Origin of the sequence: Nocardioides pini (genome assembly GCF_026712185.1) — a bacterium.
Lineage (GTDB): Bacteria > Actinomycetota > Actinomycetes > Propionibacteriales > Nocardioidaceae > Nocardioides > Nocardioides pini.
Map to the genome: position 1 here is coordinate 83172 of NZ_JAPPUX010000004.1, position 19682 is coordinate 102853.

23 protein-coding genes are annotated in these 19682 nt (G+C 73.7%); 4 read left to right on the forward strand and 19 right to left on the reverse strand.

The genetic code is table 11. The annotated features are described in order from the left end of the window. The first annotated feature begins 19 nt into the window (after positions 1-19). The gene (locus NYO98_RS13725) at positions 20-1558 is read left to right on the forward strand and encodes a Ppx/GppA phosphatase family protein (protein WP_268112303.1); all 1539 of its coding nucleotides are present in this window, start codon (positions 20-22) and stop codon (positions 1556-1558) included. A 9-nt stretch (positions 1559-1567) separates the two neighbouring features. On the opposite strand, the gene NYO98_RS13730 is transcribed toward NYO98_RS13725, so the two are convergent. The 3 genes from NYO98_RS13730 to NYO98_RS13740 form a co-directional block, all read right to left on the reverse strand. Then, positions 1568-1903 (reverse strand): hypothetical protein, encoded by a 336-nt coding sequence (locus NYO98_RS13730; protein WP_268112304.1) that lies wholly within the window; start codon positions 1901-1903, stop codon positions 1568-1570. Between the two features lie 270 nt (positions 1904-2173). Continuing rightward, the gene (locus tag NYO98_RS13735; RefSeq protein ID WP_268112305.1) at positions 2174-3049 is read right to left on the reverse strand and encodes an NAD(P)H-hydrate dehydratase; all 876 of its coding nucleotides are present in this window, start codon (positions 3047-3049) and stop codon (positions 2174-2176) included. Then, complete coding sequence (locus NYO98_RS13740; protein ID WP_268112306.1) at positions 3042-3794, reverse strand: histidine phosphatase family protein; 753 nt, start codon at positions 3792-3794, stop codon at positions 3042-3044. Before NYO98_RS13740 ends, NYO98_RS13735 begins: the two co-directional genes overlap by 8 nt. A 122-nt stretch (positions 3795-3916) precedes the next feature. Between NYO98_RS13740 and NYO98_RS13745 the strand changes: the two genes are divergently transcribed. Further along, a complete protein-coding gene (locus NYO98_RS13745; RefSeq protein ID WP_268112307.1) occupies positions 3917-4459 on the forward strand; it encodes a GNAT family N-acetyltransferase in 543 nt (180 codons plus the stop codon). Here NYO98_RS13745 and NYO98_RS13750 read toward each other — a convergent pair. After that, complete coding sequence (locus NYO98_RS13750; protein ID WP_268112308.1) at positions 4454-5293, reverse strand: PhzF family phenazine biosynthesis protein; 840 nt, start codon at positions 5291-5293, stop codon at positions 4454-4456. The genes NYO98_RS13745 and NYO98_RS13750 overlap by 6 nt on opposite strands. A 34-nt stretch (positions 5294-5327) precedes the next feature. Beyond that, complete coding sequence (locus NYO98_RS13755) at positions 5328-5606, reverse strand: hypothetical protein (protein WP_268112309.1); 279 nt, start codon at positions 5604-5606, stop codon at positions 5328-5330. Between the two features lie 80 nt (positions 5607-5686). On the opposite strand from NYO98_RS13755, the gene NYO98_RS13760 reads away from it, so the two are divergent. Both NYO98_RS13760 and NYO98_RS13765 read left to right on the forward strand, forming a co-directional pair. Further along, a complete protein-coding gene (locus tag NYO98_RS13760; protein WP_268112310.1) occupies positions 5687-6112 on the forward strand; it encodes a hypothetical protein in 426 nt (141 codons plus the stop codon). 13 nt (positions 6113-6125) lie between these two features. Continuing rightward, positions 6126-6905, forward strand: coding sequence for a helix-turn-helix domain-containing protein (locus NYO98_RS13765; protein WP_268112311.1), 780 nt, complete (start codon positions 6126-6128; stop codon positions 6903-6905). Here the strand turns inward: NYO98_RS13765 and NYO98_RS13770 are convergent. The 14 genes from NYO98_RS13770 to NYO98_RS13835 form a co-directional block, all read right to left on the reverse strand. Further along, positions 6860-7345, reverse strand: a complete 486-nt coding sequence (locus NYO98_RS13770) for a DUF3995 domain-containing protein (protein WP_268112312.1) — start codon at positions 7343-7345, stop codon at positions 6860-6862. The two genes, NYO98_RS13765 and NYO98_RS13770, sit on opposite strands and share 46 nt — an antisense overlap. Further along, a complete protein-coding gene (locus NYO98_RS13775) occupies positions 7342-7779 on the reverse strand; it encodes a type II 3-dehydroquinate dehydratase (protein ID WP_268112313.1) in 438 nt (145 codons plus the stop codon). Before NYO98_RS13775 ends, NYO98_RS13770 begins: the two co-directional genes overlap by 4 nt. Continuing rightward, complete coding sequence (locus NYO98_RS13780; protein ID WP_268112314.1) at positions 7776-8573, reverse strand: DUF402 domain-containing protein; 798 nt, start codon at positions 8571-8573, stop codon at positions 7776-7778. Before NYO98_RS13780 ends, NYO98_RS13775 begins: the two co-directional genes overlap by 4 nt. After that, positions 8570-9778: a 3-dehydroquinate synthase gene (gene aroB, locus NYO98_RS13785; RefSeq protein ID WP_268112315.1), complete on the reverse strand. Its 1209-nt coding sequence runs from the start codon at positions 9776-9778 to the stop codon at positions 8570-8572. Before aroB ends, NYO98_RS13780 begins: the two co-directional genes overlap by 4 nt. Continuing rightward, positions 9775-10275, reverse strand: a complete 501-nt coding sequence (locus tag NYO98_RS13790; protein WP_268112316.1) for a shikimate kinase — start codon at positions 10273-10275, stop codon at positions 9775-9777. Before NYO98_RS13790 ends, aroB begins: the two co-directional genes overlap by 4 nt. Further along, on the reverse strand, positions 10275-11453 hold the full coding sequence (gene aroC, locus NYO98_RS13795; RefSeq protein ID WP_268112317.1) for a chorismate synthase: 1179 nt from the start codon (positions 11451-11453) through the stop codon (positions 10275-10277). Before aroC ends, NYO98_RS13790 begins: the two co-directional genes overlap by 1 nt. A gap of 12 nt (positions 11454-11465) precedes the next feature. Beyond that, a complete protein-coding gene (locus NYO98_RS13800; RefSeq protein ID WP_268112318.1) occupies positions 11466-12200 on the reverse strand; it encodes a prepilin peptidase in 735 nt (244 codons plus the stop codon). Between the two features lie 8 nt (positions 12201-12208). Then, complete coding sequence (locus NYO98_RS13805) at positions 12209-13045, reverse strand: shikimate dehydrogenase (RefSeq protein WP_268112319.1); 837 nt, start codon at positions 13043-13045, stop codon at positions 12209-12211. Continuing rightward, positions 13039-14226 carry an endolytic transglycosylase MltG gene (gene mltG, locus NYO98_RS13810; protein WP_268112320.1) on the reverse strand — a complete coding sequence of 396 codons (1188 nt, stop codon included), beginning with the start codon at positions 14224-14226 and terminating at the stop codon, positions 13039-13041. Before mltG ends, NYO98_RS13805 begins: the two co-directional genes overlap by 7 nt. Then, entirely contained in the window at positions 14219-14686 is a 468-nt protein-coding gene (gene ruvX / locus NYO98_RS13815; protein WP_268112321.1) for a Holliday junction resolvase RuvX, read from the reverse strand. The genes mltG and ruvX overlap by 8 nt, the downstream gene beginning before the upstream one ends. A 2-nt stretch (positions 14687-14688) precedes the next feature. Then, positions 14689-17388 carry an alanine--tRNA ligase gene (alaS, locus tag NYO98_RS13820; protein WP_268112322.1) on the reverse strand — a complete coding sequence of 900 codons (2700 nt, stop codon included), beginning with the start codon at positions 17386-17388 and terminating at the stop codon, positions 14689-14691. Then, positions 17388-17675: a DUF6167 family protein gene (locus NYO98_RS13825; RefSeq protein ID WP_268112323.1), complete on the reverse strand. Its 288-nt coding sequence runs from the start codon at positions 17673-17675 to the stop codon at positions 17388-17390. Before NYO98_RS13825 ends, alaS begins: the two co-directional genes overlap by 1 nt. After that, entirely contained in the window at positions 17675-18193 is a 519-nt protein-coding gene (locus NYO98_RS13830) for a hypothetical protein (protein ID WP_268112324.1), read from the reverse strand. The genes NYO98_RS13825 and NYO98_RS13830 overlap by 1 nt, the downstream gene beginning before the upstream one ends. Before the next feature lie 109 nt (positions 18194-18302). Next, positions 18303-19682: a replication-associated recombination protein A gene (locus NYO98_RS13835; RefSeq protein ID WP_407673917.1), complete on the reverse strand. Its 1380-nt coding sequence runs from the start codon at positions 19680-19682 to the stop codon at positions 18303-18305.

The following is a 19682-nucleotide window of genomic DNA, read 5'->3' on the forward strand; positions in this document are numbered from 1 at the left end:
CCGGGCAGGCCGACCGTCCATGACCGACCCCACGCCCCACCCGTCCGCGCCGGTCGTCGTACCGAGGTGGGAGTGGCGCACCTTCGGCGACGACCTCGACGACGTCGACGCGCTGGGGCCGTTGCGCACCGCGGCGCCCGTGGACAGCGACGAGACCTACGTGCTGTCGATGTACGGCGACGCGTCGGTGAAGGTGCGCGACGGTGTCCTGGACGTCAAGGTCCTCCAGCGGATGAGCGGGTCCGGGCTGCAGCTGTGGGTGCCGACCATGAAGGCCCCGTTCCCCCTCGACGCCGCAGCGGTCGCGGGCGCCTTCACGGCCCTCGGAGCACCCCCGCCGGACACCCGGCTCTCCGAGGTCACCCGGGAGCAGCTGCTCCGGGACCTGGTCGCTCCCCGCGACGACCTGCTCGTGGTGGACACCGGCAAGCGCCGTCGCCGGTCGGTCCTCGACGACTGCATGGTCGAGCTCACCGAGATGAGCGCAGCAGGGAGGACCGTCCTGACCGTCGCCGTGGAGTCCCCGGACGCCGGGCTGGTGGTCCGGACGATCGGTCGCCTCGGTCTGGAGGGCCGGCCCAACACCTGCGTGGCCCGAGGACTGAAGTCGCTGCTCGACTGGGGACCGAGGCGGTTCGCCGTCATCGACGTCGGCACCAACTCGGTCAAGATCGCGCTCGGCCACCGCGACGACGGCGGCACCCCGCGGGTCGAGGCGGAGAGCTCCGTGGTCACCAGGCTCGGCGAGGGCCTGGCGGCGGCCGGGGCGCTGACCCCGGCCTCGATGGGCCGCACGGTCGACGCCATCGAGGACCTGGTCCGCGAGGCGCGGCGTGTCGGTCCGGTCGACATCGTCGCCGTGGGGACCGCGGGCCTGCGGCAGGCGTCGAACCGGGACGAGCTGCTGGCGGCCGTCCACAGCCGGTGCGGGGTCACGGTCGAGGTCATCTCGGGGCGGGAGGAGGCCCGGCTGGCCTACTCGGCCGCCGTGTCGGCGCTGCCGGTGTCCGGCGACCGGCTGCTCGTGTTCGACTCGGGCGGCGGCAGCAGCCAGTTCACCTTCGGGAGCGTGGACCGGATCGACGAGCAGTTCAGCGTCGACGTGGGAGCGGTGCGGTTCGCCGAGCGGTTCGGGCTCGCCGACGCCGTGCCACGCGCCACCGTCGACGCGGCCCTCCGGGCGATCGCGACCGAGCTCGAGGAGCTGTCGGGCCGACCACGCCCCGACATGGTGATCGCGATGGGCGGCACCTCCACCAACCTGGCGGCCGTCAAGCACGGCCTCGACCACTACGACCCGGACGTCGTGCACGGGACGGTCTTGGACGTGCCCGAGGTGGAGCGACAGATCGAGCTGTTCCGGACGCGCTCCACCGAGGAGCGGCGTGGGATCCCCGGGCTCCAGCCGGCCCGGGCCGAGGTGATCCTCGCCGGGGCGTGCGTCGTGCGCACGATCCTCGCGCTCACGGACCAGGACGTCCTGACCGTCAGCGACCGGGCGCTGCGGCACGGCGTCGTGGCCGAGCGGTTCGGCGCACCACGACGCGGCAGGCCCTGACCCAGCGGCTCAGCCGCGGGCCCGCACCTCGTCGGCAGCCAGGCGCAGGTCGCGCCGGTCGGCGACGGCGAGGCGCGACGCCGAGGCCAGGTGCGCGAGGTCGCCCGCGGCGACCACCCAGACGTCGTCGACGACGTCTGTCGGCGGCGTCACGTCGCCATGGCTGTCGTGCCAGGCGAGCTCGAGCAGCTCGAGGACGTCGAGAGCAGCGTCGGCCCGGTCGCCGTACTCCAGCACCGCACGGTCGCGTGCGTCCTCACGCCGCTCGTCCCGGCTGCGGGCCACCACCGAGTGCGGGAGGCGTCCGGCGCTGCCGGCACCGGCAGCGCCGTCCCGGACCATCACCAGACGGGCCGTCGCGGTCGGACCGTGCTCATCGAGTGCAGCAGTGCGTCGCGGCGCGCCGCCCGCACCTCCCCCAGCTTCACCTGACACTCCCAGCAACGGTCGGTCGGGACGCAGCACATCGCGTCGCGGACCTCCGCTTCCAGCTGGTCTGCGTGGGCGCTCCTGCTCAGGACGCTTCCCATGGTCTTCCTCCCCTGTCGTTGCCCGACGAGTGTGACTGGGGCAGCGACGCGGCCGCATCAGCATTACTACGCATGTCTGGACCGGTCAGCCGCCGCCGAGCTCGGCGAGCAGCCCCGGGAGCTCACCGGGCAGCTCGCGCGCCAGGTAGCCGACCGGGCCCACCCGCTGGGCGAGGCGGTCGCCCGCCGTGGCGTGCAGCCAGGCGCCCCACACGGCCGCCTGGGCGGGCTCGGCGCCGCGGGCGAGCAGGCCGGCGACGATGCCCGCCTGCACGTCGCCCGAACCGGCCGTCCCGAGCCCGGGGTTGCCGGCCTCGACGCACCACACCTCGTCGCGGTGCGCCACGACCTTGACCGGTCCCCCGCACACGACGACCGCGCGCGTCCGCGCGGCGAGCCGGGACGTGTGGGCCGCCAGGTCGTCCTGGACCTCGTCGCCGGGCACGCCGAGGCAGTGCGCCAGCTCGTCCGGGTTCACCGTCAGCACGACGGTCGCGTCCAGCGAGGCGACCTCCTCGTGGTTGTCGGTGACATACGCCGTCGCGAGCGCGTCGAGCACGACGGTGCCCGCAAGCCGCGGCAGCACCCGGCGCACGAGGGCGTCGGAGGCGTCGGGGTCGGTGAAGCCGGGGCCGAGCAGCACGGTGCTGCCGCCGGCGCAGTCGACCAGCCCGTCCGCCTCGTCGGGGTGCAGCGAACCTCCGTCGTCCTCGGCCAGCCCGGTGACCATCAGCTCGGGGGCCGTGACGGCGAGGGCAGGTGCGCCGGACCGCGCGGTCGCGAGCTGGATCTTTCCGGCGCCGACCCGGAAGGCCCCCTCGGCGGACAGCAGCCCGGCGCCCGGGGTCTCCCGACTCCCGGCCACCACCACCAGGCGGCCGCGTTCCTCCTTGTCCGACCCGAGCTCCGGCAGGGGCCAGTCGCGCAGCAGTGCTGCGTCGACGGCCGTGGGGTCAGGCATCGGGCGCCTCCCCTGCCCGGTCGTCCTCGTCGGTCCTCTCGGCCGGGCCGGGATCGAGGTGCTCGTCGCTGGCGAACGTCTCCAGCACGAGACCGTCGGAGCGCCGGCAGTAGCGGGTGACGGACGCGTTCGGGATCGGCGTGCTGCGGTCGATCTCCAGGAGCTCGGCCTCGTCGAGGCCCTCCAGGGCGTAGCGGAACGACATGATGACCGCCTGGTGCGTGAACAGCCACACGCGCTTGCCGTCGTACCCCTCGCGCAGGTCGGCCAGCAGGCTCCGCGCGCGCAGCACCACGTCGGCCCAGCTCTCACCGGACGGCGGCTGGTAGTAGAACTTGCCGACGTGGGACCGGCGCTCGGCCTCCTCCGGGTAGCGCGCCCGGATGCCCTTGCCGGTCAGGCCGTCGAGCAGCCCGAGGTCGCGCTCGCGCAGCCGCTCGTCCATGACCAGCTCGACGTCGAGACCCGCCAGGGCTGCGCGTGCGGTGTCGGCCGCGCGCCGGTAGGGCGAGCTGACCACGAGGTCCGGGAGCTCCTCCTTCGCAAGGCCCGCGGCCCACCGACCGAGGGTGCGCGCCTGCTCCTCGCCGTTGCCGGAGAGCTCGACGTCCGCATCCCGCGCCGAGAGCTCGAGCCGCTCGGCGTCGGAGTCGCGGGCCTCGCTGTCGGCGATGTTGCCGGCACTCTCACCGTGGCGCACCAGCACCAGCTCGTCGGGTCCACGCCTTGCGTGCAGCGCGCTCATCAGGCCCACCGCGCCTCCTCGTCGTACGTCGTCGGTCGGGTTCGTCCCTCGCCGACCCCGTTACCCCGACACGACGCACTGGATGCGTTCGTGGCACGCCCGCCCGGCGGTAGCCTGCCGGCGTGCCCGTGACCGTACGCCGCGCGAGCGCACCCGACGCCGAGGGCCTCTCCCGGCTGGCAGCGCTCACCTTCCCCCTCGCCTGCACGCCACGGACGCCTGCCGACTTCCTCGCCACCTACGTCGCCACCGGGCTCGACCCGGCCAGCTTCCGGAGCCACCTCGCCGACCCGGCCTGCACGGTGCTCCTCGCCGAGGACGAGGCGGGACCGGACCCGGTCGGCTACACGATGCTGCTCGTCGGCGAGCCGGTCGACCCGGACGTCGCGGCGGCGATCCACCACCGACCGCCCGTCGAGCTGGTGCGCTTCTACGTCCACCCGGACCACCACGGCACGGGGACGGCCGGACTCCTCATGGAGCAGACGCTCGCGGCGGCGGCCTCCACCGGGGCGCGCGGGGCGTGGCTCGGGGTCAGCGAGGAGAACGCCCGCGCCAACGCCTTCTACGCCCGCCACGGCTTCGCGCCGGTCGGCCGCAAGAGGTTCCACATCGGGGAGACCTGGGAGGACGACGTGGTGCGCGAGCGGGAGCTGCGGCTATAGGTCGACCTCGCCGACGATCCGGGTGACCGCGTCGCCCGAGACCCAGACCTGGTCGTCGACGGCCTCGAGCCGGACGCGTCCCTCCCGGCCGATGACGCTGCCCTGGCGCGAGGTGTACGACGACGGCAGCGCGCCGGTGCCGACGAGCCACTGGGCGAGCCCGGCGTTGGCGCTCCCCGTGACCGGGTCCTCCCCGAACTCCCGGCCGTCGGCGTAGAACGCGCGCACCTCGACGTCGGCACCGAGCTCGGCGGTCGTGGCCGTCCCCCAGCGACCGAGGACCGTCACCTTGAGGTCGGTGAAGGCGGCGACGTCAGGCACGACGGCGACCACGGACTCGGCCGCCCCGAGGTCGACGCCGACCCAGCCGGGGCCGTTGTCGATCCAGGCCATGTCCTGCACCGCGTCGTCGGTGACGCCGAGCGCGCGGACGATGCGTGCCCGCAGGTCGCCGTCGACGGGGCCCGAGCGGCGCAGGGGCGGCGCGCTGAAGCCCAGCCGCGGCGAGCGGCGTACGTCGACGAGCCCGGCGCCGCACTCCTGCACGAGGACGTCGCCGCGGGGCACGCCCCCGGCCTCCAGCCACGCGTGGGCGCTGCCGATGGTGGGGTGCCCTGCGAAGGGCAGCTCGCCCGTCGTGGTCCAGATCCGCACCCGGTAGTCGGCGGCCGGGTCGGTCGGCGCGCACAGGAACGTCGTCTCGGACAGGTTGGTCCACCGTGCGAAGCGTGCCATCTGCTCGTCGGTGAGCCGGTCGGCGTCGTGCACGACCGCGAGCGGGTTGCCGAGCCACGGCTCGGCGCTGAACACATCGACCTGGCGGAAGGGCAGCACCCCGCGATCCAAGCACAGGGCCTGCGGTGGGCGATCAGGCGTGGGCGGCCCACCTGCGGGCTGCCTCGTCCGCTGCTGCCGAGACGAGGGCGGTCAGCTCGGGCCGGTCCGGCACGGGGAACGAGACGTACGCACCCCGTCCCCCGGCGACCGGTCGCCCGTAGGCCTTCGCGGCGAGCGTGCGGTCGGGCAGCATCCTGATCGTCAGCGACTGGAGCTCGAACTCCTCGTCGCGGCGCGTGTCGCGCCAGCGCAGCTCCTCGGGGATCACGACGTTGATGGCGAGCGCACTGAGGTCGACCGGGGCGTCCATGACGCGATCGTGCCACCCGCGGCGCCGTCATGACCTGCGACGTCATGGCCCCGCGGCCCGGTCGCGACGAGCCTGAGGTCATGACCACCACACAGCAGACCAGCACCGCGACCACCACGACACGCGCCGCACGCGGGATCACGATCCCCGTCGCCGGCCCCTTCCTGCTCGTCGACGCCGTCACGACCGGTGTCAACGGCCTCGCGTACGTCCTCGCCGGCGGCTGGCTCGCCGGATGGTTCGGCGCGCCGGAGGCACTCGTCCGCTCACTCGGCGGGTTCCTCGTCCTCGTCGCCGCGGGCGTGGCCGTCCTGGCCACGCGGCGCCCCGTTCCCCGACGCGGGGTGGCTGTCCTGGTGGAGCTGAACGTCGCCTGGGTCGTCGCCAGCCTCGCGTATGCGCTGCTGGGCGGCCTCACGACGCTCGGTGTCGCCTGGACGGTGCTGCAGGCCGTCGTCGTGGGCGTCTTCGCCGCGGGACAGGTGTGGCTGGTGCGGAAGGGCTGACACAGTGACCACCATGACCCTCGACGTCCCCCTCGACGCGTCCGCGCCGACCGACGTGGGCTCCCTGGTGCGGCAGTGGCGACAGCGCCGACGCCTGTCGCAGCAGGCGCTCTCCGACCAGTGCGGGGTGTCCACCCGCCACCTGTCGTACATCGAGACCGGCAAGGCGCGCCCGAGCCCCACGATGGTCGGCCAGCTCAGCGAGGCGCTCGCCGTCCCGCTGCGCGAGCGTCGCCGCCTGTTCACCGCGGCGGGGTTCGTGCCCGACACCTCCGAGCTGCCGCTCGGCGCACCCGCCCTGGCGGAGGTCAACGAGGCCCTGGAGCAGATCCTCACCGGGCACGAGCCGTACCCGGCCCTCGTCATCGACGGCGGCTGGGACCTCGTCACCGCCAACGAGGCCGCGTACCGCCTCCTCGCGGACGTGCCGGCCGAGCTGCTCGAGCCGCCGGTCAACGTCGTCCGGCTGAGCCTGGACCCGCGCGGCCTCGCACCGCGCATCGCGAACCTCGACGAGTGGCGGGCCGCGATCATGTCGCGGATCCGGCACGAGCACGACACCACCGGTGACCCGCGGCTCGCAGCGCTGCTCGCCGACTTCCCGGTCCGCGGTCCGCACCCGGCGCCCGGGATCGTGCTCACGCTGCGGCTGCGTGCCGGCGACCACGTGCTGTCGTTCCTCACGACCACCACCGTCTTCGGAACGCCCGGCGACGTCACGGTGGCCGAGCTGGCGATCGAGGCGCTCTACCCCGCGGACGCGGCCACCCGCGCCCTGCTGGCGCGCGACTGAGCCAGCCCGACGGCGAGGGCGAGCCCCCAGGCCAGGAACAGCGGATCCCAGAGGAACGCGTGGCCGACCATGCCGGGACGGTCGTAACCGCCGTCCGGGACGATCACGCCGGCCAGCACCAGGTTGCCCACGACCGTGTTGAGCCCACCCCACAGCAGCAGGACCGCCGCGCCGAGCCAGCACACGCCCCGGGACAGGGGACGCAGGGGCCAGCCAGCGCGTGCGGCGCCCAGTGGCAACCACGCGGCGACGAGCTTCACCAGACCGATGGGGACGAGCAGCCACTCCCACCCGGCGAACGCCTCCACCAGCCGGCGCCCGAGCGTCTCGACCAGCCACTCGCCGCCCACGCCCCAGTAGAGGCTGAAGGCGGCGTGCACGCTGCCGAGCACACCCGCGAGCAGGAGTGCGGTGCGACCCCGACCGGCGTACGACGTCACGAGGCGGTGTCGGCCAGCACCTCGAGGGCCTGCCGGTAGCCGTCGATCCCCTGCCCGGCGATCGTCGCCGCCGCGTGCGGCTCCACGACGGAGGTGTGGCGGAACTCCTCGGCACGCTGCCTGGGGTCGGAGATGTGCACCTCGACCAGGGGCGCGGTGAGCTGGGCGCAGGCGTCCCACAGCGCCAGGGAGTAGTGCGTCCACGCGCCCGCGTTGAGCACCACGCGCACGCCGTCGTCGGCGGCGGTGTTGAGCCAGTCGAGCAGCTCGCCCTCGTGGTTGGTCTGGCGGACCTCGACCTCGAGGCCGAGGTCGCGCCCCCACCCGACGCACTGGTGGGCCAGCTCGGCGTGGGTCGTCGTGCCGTAGATCTCCGGCTGCCGCCGGCCGAGCCGGCCCAGGTTGGGGCCGTTGAGGACGAGCACCTTCGTCATGACGGCAGCGTAGTGGCGCGGGCCCGTCGGACCTCGGCGGTGTCGGGGAGTGACGGGACGGTCCAGTCGGTGGGCGGCTGCCACGAGGTCCAATCCTCGTCGAGCGGCCAGTCGCGCCCCTCGACGAGCTCCTCGCGAGCCCACTCCGCGGCCGCGCGCACCTCGTCGGCGAGCTCGCGCGTGTAGCGTCCGCACACCACGGCGGCCTCGAGCTCGTCGGCGTCCTTGAGCCACAGCGTGCCGTCCGGGTCGAGCCACAGGTCGAGCACGAGGTCCCGGGTCGCGGTCTCGCCGCCGCACCGCCGGTGGGGCAGCTCCAGGTTGACGTAGTGCCCGGCGAAGGTGCCGTCGTCCTCCCAGAACAACCACACCGACCACGGGCGCCCCGTCGGGGCGATCCGCAGGATCCCGCCGCCCTGCCAACGGCTGACGGCCGTCGTGGCCGCCACGACGAACCGCTCGGCCAGCGGGATCTCACGCAGCAGGCGCCCGTCCGACGGGAGCCACGTGACGACCTCCGTGTGCTCGGCGAGCCAGACCACCAGTCCGCGCTCGTCGTCGCGGACGACCCGCACCGGCTCGATCCGCGGCCCGTAGCGCCACAGCAGCTCCTCGCCGTGGGCGAGGAAGGGTCGCGTGCCGTCCGGGCGCCAGCCGTCGCCGACACCGACGAGCCGCTGCGTCTCGAGCAGCGCGAGGTCCACGGGGCGGGGCGACGCGTCACCGACCAGTCGGGTCATCGTGCCGCCCGAGTCGCTGATGGTCGTGTCGTCGTCCCCCGAGGTGTCCGTCACCCGGCGGAGGCTATCGCGGCGTAGGCCGCCCGCAGGTCGTCCTCGCCGGGCCCGGCGAGGATCCGCGGCGTGGCGAGGTCGTCGAGCACGACGAAGCGCAGCTGCGAGCCGCGCGCCTTCTTGTCGATCCTCATCGCGGCGTGGAGGTCGTCGAAGGACGCGGCGTCGTACGTCGTCGGCAGGCCGACGCGGGACAGCGTCGCGCGGTGGCGCTCGACGAGGGCCGGGTCGAGGCTGCCGGCACGCGCCGCGAGCTCGGCGACGTAGACGCACCCGATGGCGACGGCCTCGCCGTGGCGCACGGCGTAGTCGCTGGTGCGCTCGATGGCGTGGGCGAGGGTGTGGCCGTAGTTGAGCACCTCGCGACCGGGGTGGCCGCCGGCGCCGCCGGTCTCCCTGAGGTCGTCGACGACGACGTCGACCTTGACCCTGATGGCCCGCTCGACCAGCTCGCGCAGCTCGTCGGAGTCCCAGGTCAGGTCGGCCGGATCGGTGCGCTCCACCACGTCGAGGATGGCGGGGTCGGCGATGAAGCCGCACTTGACGACCTCACCCAGGCCGGCGACGAGCTCCGCACGCGGCAACGACTCGAGCAGCGCGAGGTCGCACAGCACGCCGGCGGGCTCGTGGAAGGACCCGACGAGGTTCTTCCCGGAGCCGGTGTTGATGCCGGTCTTGCCGCCGACCGCGGCGTCGACCATCGCCAGCAGGGTCGTGGGCACGTGGACCACGCGCACGCCGCGCAACCACGTGGCGGCGACGAACCCCCCGAGGTCGGTGGTCGCTCCCCCGCCGATGGTCACCACCGCGTCGGACCGGGTGAAGCCGGCCTCGCCGAGCGCCTCCCAGCAGTCGGAGGCGACCGGCGCGGTCTTGGCGCGCTCGCCGTCGGGGAGGCCGAGCGCGAGGACGTCGTAGTGCTCCACCAGCGCGTCGACCACCGGGTCGGCCAGCTCGCCGAGGGTGCCGGCGTAGAGAACCGCGACGCGCTCGACCGACTCGCCCAGGACCGCCGGCAGCCGCTCGGACAGCCCGTGGCCGACCACGACGTCGTACGGCGACGCGCCAGCGACGTGCAGCACGGTGTCGCCGGACTCCTGCGGAGCCGGCAGGTCGGTGTGCTGATCGTGGCCCTGCCGCTCGGCCTGTCGCTGGGTGCGTTGCTGGTGGCGCTGCTGCTGCTTCCTGGTCTGGCGCTTCGTCATGCGAGCAGCCTCCGGACCTCCGCCGCCACCTCGTCGGCGGTGCGGCCGTCGGTGTCGACGGTGTGGGCGGCGACGGACTCGTAGACGGGGGTGCGCTCGTCGAGCAGCACCTTGATGCGCGCGCGCACGTTGCCGAGCAGCAGCGGGCGTCCGACCCCGAGGCCGACCCGCTTCACCGCGTCGGACAGGCCGACCCGGAGGAACACGACCGGCAGGCCGGCCAGCAGGTCGCGCGTCTCGGGTCGCAGGACGGCACCGCCGCCAAGCGCCAGGACGCCGTCGTGCTCCGCGAGCGCGGCGGCGACCGCGGCGGCCTCGAGGTCGCGGAAGTGGTCCTCACCCGACTCCACGAAGATGTCGGAGATCTCACGCCCGGTGCCGGCCTCGATGTCGGCGTCGGTGTCGCGGACGGGCAGGTCCCAGGCGTCACCGAGCAGGCCGGCGACCGTCGTCTTGCCCGCCCCCATGGGACCGACGAGGACGACGCGAGGGGCCATCAGCGGAACCTCAGGGTGTCGAGGTAGGACTCGGCGTTGCGCCGGGTCTCCCGCACCGAGTCGCCGCCGAACTTCTCCACCACGGCGTCGGCCAGCACGAGCGCCACCATCGCCTCCGCGACGATGCCCGCGGCCGGCACGGCGCAGACGTCGGAGCGCTGGTGGTGCGCGACGGCCGCCTCGCCGGTGGCCACGTCGACGGTCCGCAGCGCCTTGGGCACCGTGGCGATGGGCTTCATCGCCGCGCGCACCCGCAGCACCTCGCCGGTGGACATGCCGCCCTCGGTGCCGCCCGAGCGCCCGGAGGTGCGTCGCAGGCCCTCGTCGGTCGTGACGATCTCGTCGTGCGCCTGCGAGCCGGGGGTGTCGGCCAGGTCGAAGCCGTCGCCGACCTCGACCCCCTTGATGGCCTGGATGCCCATCAGCGCACCGGCGAGACGGCTGTCGAGGCGGCGGTCCCAGTGCACGTGCGAGCCGAGGCCCGGCGGGAGGCCGTGGACGACCACCTCGACGACGCCGCCGAGGGTGTCGCCGTCCTTGTGGGCCTCGTCGATCCGGGCGACCATCGCGGCACTGGCCTCGGGGTCGAGGCAGCGCACCTCGTCGGCGTCGAGCCGGTCGACGTCGTCGGGGGCGGGTACGACGCCCGCGGGCGCCTTGACGCCACCGAGCGCGACGACGTGGGACACGACCCGCGCCCCGACGGCCTGCTCGAGGAAGTTGGAGGCCACCCGGCCGAGCGCGACGCGGGCTGCGGTCTCGCGGGCGGAGGCGCGCTCCAGGATCGGGCGTGCCTCGTCGAAGTCGTACTTCTGCATGCCGACCAGGTCGGCGTGGCCGGGCCGCGGGCGGGTCAGCTTGGCGTTGCGGGCGAGCGCCTCGAGCTCGACGGGGTCGACCGGGTCGGCCGACATGACCTTCTCCCACTTCGGCCACTCGGTGTTGCCGACCTCGATGGCGACCGGACCGCCCTGCGTCTCACCGTGGCGCACGCCGCCGAGCACGCGGACCCGGTCCTGCTCGAACTTCATCCGCGCGCCGCGGCCGTAGCCCAGACGGCGCCGGGCCAGCGCGTCGGCGAGGTCGTCGGAGGTGACGCGGACGTGGGCGGGCAGCCCCTCGAGGATCGCCACCAGCGAGGGACCGTGGGATTCGCCTGCTGTGAGCCATCGGAGCATGGGTGAAGTGTCTCAGCCCCACATGCGCCCAGCGAGCGCAGTCCCCCAGACGAGACCCACCAACGCCCCGCCGACCATGAACGGACCGAAGGGGAACGACTTCTTGAGCAGGCTGCGATCGCGCCGCGCCAGCAGCACGACGAGCGCCGGGACCACGAAGAGCACGAAGCTCGACCACAGGCCGATCACCAGCGCCCCCCAGCCGGCCCAGCCCAGCACCAGCCCGACGGGTGCCGCCAGCCGGACGTCGCCGAAGCCCATCCCCGCCGACCGCACGAACCACAGCACCCAGAAGAACGACCGGGCGAGCACCATCGCGGCGAGGGCGCGGACGAGCGCCTCGCGCTCGCCCGTCGCGAGGCCCACCACGGTCACCACGACGACGGCGGCGAGGGTGACGGGCACGACGACCACGCGGGGCAGCAGCCGGGTGTGCCAGTCGATCGTCGACAGGGCGACCGCGACCGGGGTCAGCGGCACGAGCCACAGCAGCGGCCAGTCCGGGCCGGTGGCAGCGCCCAGGAGGGCCGCGGCGAGCGCCGAGACCGCCGCGCTCCGCCAGGCCAGCCCCGGACGCGAGGCGATGTCGGCGTAGAGCATCTTCGGCGGCTCGTCGGACGGGGTGTCCGCCTCCCCCGCCTGCTTCGGCGCGGGCTCGGGCACGCGGGCGATCAGCCGCGGGACCAGCAGGCCGCCCGCACCGGCGACCAGGGCAGCGACGAGCGCGGCGAGAACGGTGTCGGTCACGGGGTCATTCAACCGGCAGTGCGCGCCGCGAGGGCGCGTTCGCCTGCTTCTCGCAGGACGTCCACCGCGACCTTGCGGCCGGTGAACAGCTCGACCTGCAGGACGGCCTGGTGCACGAGGAGGTCCAGGCCGCCGACGACGGTCCGTCCGGCCGCCGAGGTGACGAGCGGCGTGGGCCACGGGTCGTAGAGGACCTCGAAGACGACCGGCGCGCCCGCGCACCGCGCGACCAGCTCCGGGCTCTGCGCCGACGCGGGGATGGTCGACACCACGACGTCGGCAGCGAAGCCGGCGGGTTCCCCGCCCACGGAGGCCAGCGACGTCACGACGACGTCGGGAGCGGCCGGGTGCGCCCGGAGGGCGGCGAGCGTGTCGGCCGCCCGGGACTCCTCCCGGACCGCCAGCGCGATGTCGCGCACGCCGAGGTCGGCCAGCGCGAGGCCGACCGAGGTGGCCGTGGCCCCTCCCCCGAGGATCGTCGCCGTCGCGAGCGGCGACGACGTGCGCTCACGGATCGCCGCGACGGCCCCGGGCAGGTCGGTGTTGTCGCCGACCCGGGTGCCGTCGTCCTCGAGCACGAGCGTGTTGACCGCACCCGCCAGGCCCGCCCGGTCCGTGAGCCGGTCGACCAGCGCGAGGGCCTCCCGCTTGAGGGGCATGGTCAGCGACAGCCCGCGCCACTCGGCGCCGAGGCCCGCCAGGAAGTCCGCGAGCCCACCGGAGGCGACCCGGTGGGCGTCGTAGGTCCAGTCCAGCCCCAGCTCGCCGTAGGCCGCCCGGTGCAGCACCGGCGACAGCGAGTGGGCGACCGGGTCGCCCAGCACGCCGCAGCGCCGGGTCAGCACCGGTCGGAGGTCTCGCAGTAGGCCTTGTACTCGTCGCGGCCCTCGAGGAAGCCGTCGTAGTCCTCGTAGAACTTCGTCTCGCCCGTGGCGAGGTCGACCGTGACGTAGTAGTACCAGTCGCCGTCGGCCGGGTTGGCCGCGGCGGCGATCGCCTCGTCGCCGGGGGCCTCGATCGGGGTCGGCGGGAGGCCGGCGTTGATGCGCGTGTTGTAGGGCGTGTCCTCGGCCAGCTGCTCGGGCGTCAGCTCGGTCGAACCGGGCGAGAGCCCGAGGCCGTAGGCGATGGAGGCGTCGATGCCGAGCGTGCCGTTGGTGCCGCCCTTGTCGCCGGGACCGTCGAGGCGGTTGTAGATCACCCGGGAGATCTTCGGCATGTCCTCGCCGCGGCCCTCGGCCTCGATGAGGGAGGCGATGATCATCAGCTCGCCGGGCGTCTTGCCGAGCTCGGCCGCCTTGGCCTCGAGGTCGGCCTCCTCGGCCGCCTGCCGCCACCGGTCGACCATCATCTTGAGGACCCGCACCGGCTTCATGCCCGGCTTGATCTCGTAGGTGGCCGGGAACAGGTAGCCCTCGGCGTTGCCCTCGGCGTAGTCGGGCAGGCCGATCTTGTCGGGCTGCTGGAGCGCGCGGTTCCACGCCTGCTCGGGGAAGTCGGTGTTCTGCGCGAGCGTCGAGACGATCTCGGTGAGCCGGAGGCCCTCGGGGATCGTGACGGTCGGGAAGCCGATGAGATTGGCGGGGTCGACGAGGACCTCGAGGGCGTCGGCGGCCTTCATCTCCTTCTGGAGCTCGTAGGCGCCGACCTGGATGCCCGCGGCGTCGGGCTCGTTGGCGGCCGCGTCGATGAACGCCTGGACCGACTTGGTGACGCCCTCGGCCTTGAGGTTGCGACCGATCTGGGCGGTCGTGTCGCCCTCGTTGACGGTGAACTCGACCGAGCCCTTCCCCGGGCCCGGGTAGTCGTCGGGACCCTGGAACTGGTCGGCGACCCACGAGACGCCCTGCGTCAGCGCGACGTAGAACCCGCCGAGGAGCACCACGAGCGCGACCAGCACCGCGAGGCAGCCCTTGAGGCCACGTCCCTTGCGGCGCTTGCCGCCCGGGACGTACTCGTAGTCCTCGAGCTCCTCGCGCTCGTCCGCACGCACGGCGTCGTCCGGACGGGTCTCGTGCTCACTCATCTGTCTGCGTCACCTCGACGATCTCTCCCGGTGCGTGTCCGCTCGACCGCTCCGTGTCCAGTGCAGTCTGCAGGATCAGCACGGCCGCTGCCTGATCGACCACGGCGCGTCGCTTGGCCCCCCGGCGGCCCTGCTCGCGCAGGATCGACTCGGCCGACACCGTGGTCAGTCGTTCATCACACAGCCTGACAGGCACAGGAGCAACTCGGCGAGCCAGCCGGCCGGCGAGCGCGCGGGCCTTCTCGGCCGCCGGTCCCTCCGACCCGTTGAGCGAGCGCGGCAGCCCGACCACGACCTCGACCGCCTCGAGCTCGGCGACCAGCTGCGCGAGACGACGTACGTCGCCCTTGCCGCTGCGCACCGTCTCCACGGGGGTGGCGAGGAAGCCGGAGGGGTCGCTGCTCGCGACGCCGATCCGGGCATCGCCCGGGTCGACGCCGAGCCGCACCCCGGTCCGCATCCTCAGCCCTGCACCTTCGCCGCGACCTCCTGGGCCACGAGTGTGAGGGCCTCGTCGATGCGGGAGGCGTCGGTGCCGCCGCCCTGGGCGACGTCGTCCTTGCCGCCGCCCTTGCCGCCGAGGAGGGGTCCGACGGCGCGGACCAGCTCGCCGGCGGACAGCCCGCGGCTGCGCGCCTCGTCGTTGGTGGCGGCCACCACGGACACCTTGCCGTCGGCCTGGCCGATGATCACCACGACGCCGGGCTCGCCCTGCGGGAGACGTCCCCGGACGTCCATCGCCAGGTTGCGTACGTCGCCTCCACCGGCGCCGTCGGCACGGTGGGCCACGACCTTGACCGCGCCGACCTGCGTCGCACCGGCCGCCAGGTCGGCGCTGGCGCCCAGGAGCTGGGCAAGACGGGCCTTCTCGAGCTCCTTCTCGGCGGCCTTGAGCCGCTCGGTGAGCCCCTGCACGCGCCCGACGAGGTCGTCGGGCTGGGTCTTGAGCAGGCCGGTGAGCTGGGCGACCACGTCGCGCTCGCGGGCGAGGTAGCCGAAGCCCTCGACGCCGGTGAGCGCCTCGACGCGACGGTTGCCGGAGCCGACGCTCGTCTCGCCGGTCACCACGACGGTGCCGATCTGCGACGAGTGGTCGACGTGCGTGCCACCGCACAGCTCACGCGACCAGGGCCCGCCGATCTCCACGACCCTGACCTTGGTGTTGTCGTAGGTCTCGCCGAAGAGCGCGATCGCGCCCCACTCCTTGGCCTGCTCGAGGGTCATGTAGTCCCACGACACGGGCAGGTCGGCGCGCAGCGCCTGCTGCGAGACGAGCTCGATGTCGCGCACCTGCTCGGGGCTCAGCGCCTGCGTCCAGCCGAAGTCGAGGCGGAGGTAGCCCGGCCGGTTGTAGGAGCCGGACTGGAGGGCGGTGGGACCGAGCACCTCGCGCAGCGCGGCGTGCACGACGTGGGTGCCGGAGTGCGCCTGGCGGGCGCCGGTGCGCCACTCGGGGTCCACCCGGGCGTGCACGAGCCGCGACGCGTCGAGCTCGCCGTCGAGGACGCGCACCTGGTGCACGACCAGGCCCTTGATCGGGCGCTGGACGTCGATGACCTCGAGCTGCCCGCCGTCGAAGACGATCGTGCCCGCGTCGGCCACCTGGCCGCCGGACTCGGCGTAGAACGGCGTGCGGTCGAGCACGAGCTCGCCGATCTCGCCCTGCGTCAGACGCTGGGCGGGGGCCCCGCCGCTGAGCAGCGCCAGCGGCTTCGACTCGGTCTCGAGCGTCTCGTAGGCCAGCCACTCGGTCGGGCCGAACTCGTCGAGGATCCCGCGGTAGGCCGCGGTGTCGCCGTGCGCGCCCTTCTTGGCGCGCGCGTCGGCCTTGGCGCGCTCACGCTGCTCGGCCATGAGGCCACGGAAGCCCTGCTCGTCGACCTGGAGGCCCTGCTCGGCCGCCATCTCCAGGGTCAGGTCGATCGGGAAGCCGTAGGTGTCGTGCAGGGCGAAGGCGCGCTCGCCGGACAGCACCGAGCCGCCCGACCGCTTCACCTCGCTCGCGGCGGTGTCGAAGATCTGCGTGCCGGCCTGGAGCGTCTTGCGGAACGCGTCCTCCTCGGCGTAGGCCACCTGCGAGATGCGCGGCCAGTCGGTGAGCAGGTTGTCGTACGTCTCCCCCATCTTGTCGCGGGAGACCGGCATCAGCTCGGGCAGCACGCGGTCCTCGCAGCCGAGGAGGCGCATCGAGCGGACCGCGCGGCGCAGGAGCCGGCGCAGGACGTAGCCTCGGCCGTCGTTGCCGGGCGCCACGCCGTCGCCGATGAGCATCATCGAGGAACGCACGTGGTCGGCGATGACCCGGAACCGCACGTCGTCCTCGTGGTCGGCGCCGTACGTCCTGCCGGTGAGCTGCTCGGCCCTGGCGATCACGGGGTAGACCACGTCGATCTCGTACATGTTCTGCTTGCCCTGCAGCAGCAGCGCGACACGGTCGAGGCCCATGCCGGTGTCGATGTTCTTCTTCGGCAGCGACCCGGCGATGTCGAAGTCGGACTTGGAGCGGACGGCGCTCAGGTCGTCCTGCATGAAGACGAGGTTCCAGATCTCCAGCAGCCGGTCCTCGAGCTCGACCGGCATGTCGGGTCCGAGCGTGGTCGGGTCGAAGTCGGGACCGAAGTCCGGGCCGCGGTCGTAGAGGATCTCCGAGCACGGGCCGCCCGGCCCGGGCACGCCCATCGACCAGTAGTTCTCCTTGTTGCCCAGCTCGACGATGCGCTCGCGCGGCAGGCCCGTCACCTTCATCCAGTAGCCGATGGCCTCCTCGTCACCGACGAGGACCGACGGGTAGAGACGGTCCTCCTCGAGCCCGAAGCCGCCCTCCTCCACCGGCTTGGTGATCAGGGTCCACGCCAGCTCGATGGCGCGCTCCTTGAAGTAGTCGCCGAAGGAGAAGTTGCCGCACATCTCGAAGAACGTGCCGTGCCGGGTGGTCTTGCCGACGTCCTCGATGTCGGGGGTCCGGATGCACTTCTGGACGCTCGTGGCGCGGTCGAAGGGCGGGGTCTCCTGGCCGAGGAAGTAGGGCTTGAAGGGCACCATGCCCGCGTTGACGAACAGCAGGTTGGGGTCGTCGGCGAGCAGCGAGGCGGAGGGCACCACGGCGTGTCCGGCGGCCTCGAAGTGCGCGAGGAAGCGGCGGCGGATCTCGGCGGTGTCCATCAGTTCTCGTTCTCCATCTCGTGGTGCCTGGTCGTCAGCTGCGGTGTCCCGGTCTCGGTCCCGGTCTCGAGCGAAGTGGGCCGCAGGCCGAGCTGCTCGCGCAACTCGGTTTCTCGCTCGGCACGGCCCTGCTGGACCTCGTCGGCGAAGAGCCGGGCGCCGACCTGCCACCCGCGCACCCGGTCGCGCAGGCCGTCGGCGGTGAGGGACTCGGCGACGCGGCGGGCGCGGGCAGCGGCGTACACCCCGACCCCCGCCCCGGCGACGAACCAGAGAGGGCGACCCATCAGGCGACGTCCTCCCCGAGCGGTCCCGGGCCGCCGCCACGCGTGGCCGCCCGCTCGCGGGCACGGAACTCCCGCAACGCCTGCTTGACCTCGGCGCGACGCTCACGACCCGCACGGCGGGTCTCCTGCCGGACCTCGAAGCGGATGCGGTTGCGGGACTCGGGCGACAGTGCGCGGCGCAGGCCGTAGGTCCAGCCGGCCGCCTTCACCACGGTCTCGCGGGCGACGATGTCGGCGAAGAGGCGACCGTCGATGGGGCGCGCCACCGGCACCGCCCCGACCGTGGGCGCGTCGTCCTCGCGCGGACCGCCCACCTGGGTGATCACGAAGGCGGTCGTGTCCGCGTCGGCGACGGGTGGCGCCTGCGCCGCCGGGCTCGCGGGCACGGCGACGCGCTCGGCGAGCGAGGCCGCGAGGGCCTCCGCCCGGCGGGCCCGGCGGAGCGCGAGCAGCGCGACGACGAGCGCGACGAGCGCCACTGCGCCCGCGGCACCCGGTCCCACCTGCTCCATCGTCACGGCGCCGAGCCTACAAGCCTCGCAGGGGCTCAGGGGATGGCGAGGTCCCCCGACGGGCGCACGCGCGCCGCACCAGCACCTGGGCGGCCGGTTGCTCCACTACGCGAGGTCATCCACCCCGGACGATGCGTCGTACGCGCTCCCAGCGTTCCTTGACGCCGGCCTCGGCGCCGAGCGACGTCGGCTTGTAGTAGGCCGCGTCACTGAGCACGTCGGGGAGGTACTGCTGCTCGGCCACGCCGAAGGGCTCGTCGTGCGGGTAGGCGTAGCCCTTGCCGTGGCCGAGGTCCTTCGCGCCGCCGTAGTGGGCGTCACGCAGGTGGGCGGGCACCTGGCCGATCCTGCCGGCCTTCACGTCGGCGATCGCCGCGTCGATCGCGGTGATCACGGCGTTGGACTTGGGCGCGACGGCGAGGTGGATGGTGGCCTGCGCGAGGTTGATGCGGGCCTCCGGCATGCCGATCAGCTGCACGGCCTGGGCCGCCGCGACCGCGGCCTGCAGCGCCGTCGGGTCCGCGAGGCCGACGTCCTCGCTGGCGTGCACCACGAGCCGGCGGGCGATGAAGCGGGGATCCTCCCCCGCCTCGATCATCCGCGCGAGGTAGTGCAGCGCTGCGTCGGGGTCGGAGCCGCGGATGGACTTGATGAAGGCCGAGATGACGTCGTAGTGCTGGTCGCCCTGGCGGTCGTAGCGCACCGCCGCCTGGTCGACGGCCGTCTCGGCGGTGGCGAGGTCGATCGCCTCGAGGCCGTTGCTCGCCGCGGCACCCGCGGCGGCCTCCAGGTAGGTGAGGGCGCGCCGCGCGTCGCCACCCGCCAGTCGTACGAGGTGCGCCCGGGCGTCGTCGTCGAGCGCGGTGCTGCCGGCCATCCCACGCTCGTCCGCCAGGGCCTGGTCGATCACCTCGGCGACGTCGTCGTCGGTCAGCGACTGCAGGCGCAGCAGCAGGCTGCGGGACAGCAGCGGGCTGATGACGGAGAAGAACGGGTTCTCCGTGGTCGCCGCGATCAGCGTGACCCAGCGGTTCTCCACGCCGGGCAGCAGCGCGTCCTGCTGGGCCTTGGTGAAGCGGTGCACCTCGTCGACGAACAGCACCGTCTCCTGCCCGCCCCGCGCGAGCTCGGCCCGGGCACCGTCGATGGCGGCCCGGACCTCCTTGACGCCCGCCGCGACCGCCGACACCTCGACGAACCGGCGCCGGGTCTGCTGGCTGACGATCGCGGCGATGGTCGTCTTGCCGGTGCCCGGCGGACCCCAGAGGAGCAACGACATCGACTGGTCGCCCTCGATCAGCCGGCGCAGGGGCGACCCGGCGGCCCGCAGCTGCTGCTGCCCGACGAGCTCGTCGATCGTGCGCGGTCGCATCCGCACCGCCAGGGGCGCCGAGGCGTGGGTGTTGGCGCCGAGCGACCCGGCGCTCGGCACCTGCCCGGACGCGGATCCGGGCGCGGGTTGCCCCGCGCCCGGTATCTCGAACAAGCCGTCCAC

Excerpts from the sequence above, each read along its gene's own strand:
- NYO98_RS13725 (WP_268112303.1), top strand. The coding sequence starts at position 20 with ATGACCGACCCCACGCCCCACCCGTCCGCGCCGGTCGTCGTACCGAGG.
- NYO98_RS13735 (WP_268112305.1), bottom strand. The coding sequence starts at position 3,049 with ATGCCTGACCCCACGGCCGTCGACGCAGCACTGCTGCGCGACTGGCCC.
- NYO98_RS13740 (WP_268112306.1), bottom strand. The coding sequence starts at position 3,794 with ATGAGCGCGCTGCACGCAAGGCGTGGACCCGACGAGCTGGTGCTGGTG.
- NYO98_RS13755 (WP_268112309.1), bottom strand. The coding sequence starts at position 5,606 with ATGGACGCCCCGGTCGACCTCAGTGCGCTCGCCATCAACGTCGTGATC.
- NYO98_RS13760 (WP_268112310.1), top strand. The coding sequence starts at position 5,687 with ATGACCACCACACAGCAGACCAGCACCGCGACCACCACGACACGCGCC.
- NYO98_RS13765 (WP_268112311.1), top strand. The coding sequence starts at position 6,126 with ATGACCCTCGACGTCCCCCTCGACGCGTCCGCGCCGACCGACGTGGGC.
- NYO98_RS13775 (WP_268112313.1), bottom strand. The coding sequence starts at position 7,779 with ATGACGAAGGTGCTCGTCCTCAACGGCCCCAACCTGGGCCGGCTCGGC.
- aroB (WP_268112315.1), bottom strand. The coding sequence starts at position 9,778 with ATGACGAAGCGCCAGACCAGGAAGCAGCAGCAGCGCCACCAGCAACGC.
- NYO98_RS13790 (WP_268112316.1), bottom strand. The coding sequence starts at position 10,275 with ATGGCCCCTCGCGTCGTCCTCGTCGGTCCCATGGGGGCGGGCAAGACG.
- aroC (WP_268112317.1), bottom strand. The coding sequence starts at position 11,453 with ATGCTCCGATGGCTCACAGCAGGCGAATCCCACGGTCCCTCGCTGGTG.
- mltG (WP_268112320.1), bottom strand. The coding sequence starts at position 14,226 with ATGAGTGAGCACGAGACCCGTCCGGACGACGCCGTGCGTGCGGACGAG.
- ruvX (WP_268112321.1), bottom strand. The coding sequence starts at position 14,686 with ATGCGGACCGGGGTGCGGCTCGGCGTCGACCCGGGCGATGCCCGGATC.
- alaS (WP_268112322.1), bottom strand. The coding sequence starts at position 17,388 with ATGGACACCGCCGAGATCCGCCGCCGCTTCCTCGCGCACTTCGAGGCC.
- NYO98_RS13825 (WP_268112323.1), bottom strand. The coding sequence starts at position 17,675 with ATGGGTCGCCCTCTCTGGTTCGTCGCCGGGGCGGGGGTCGGGGTGTAC.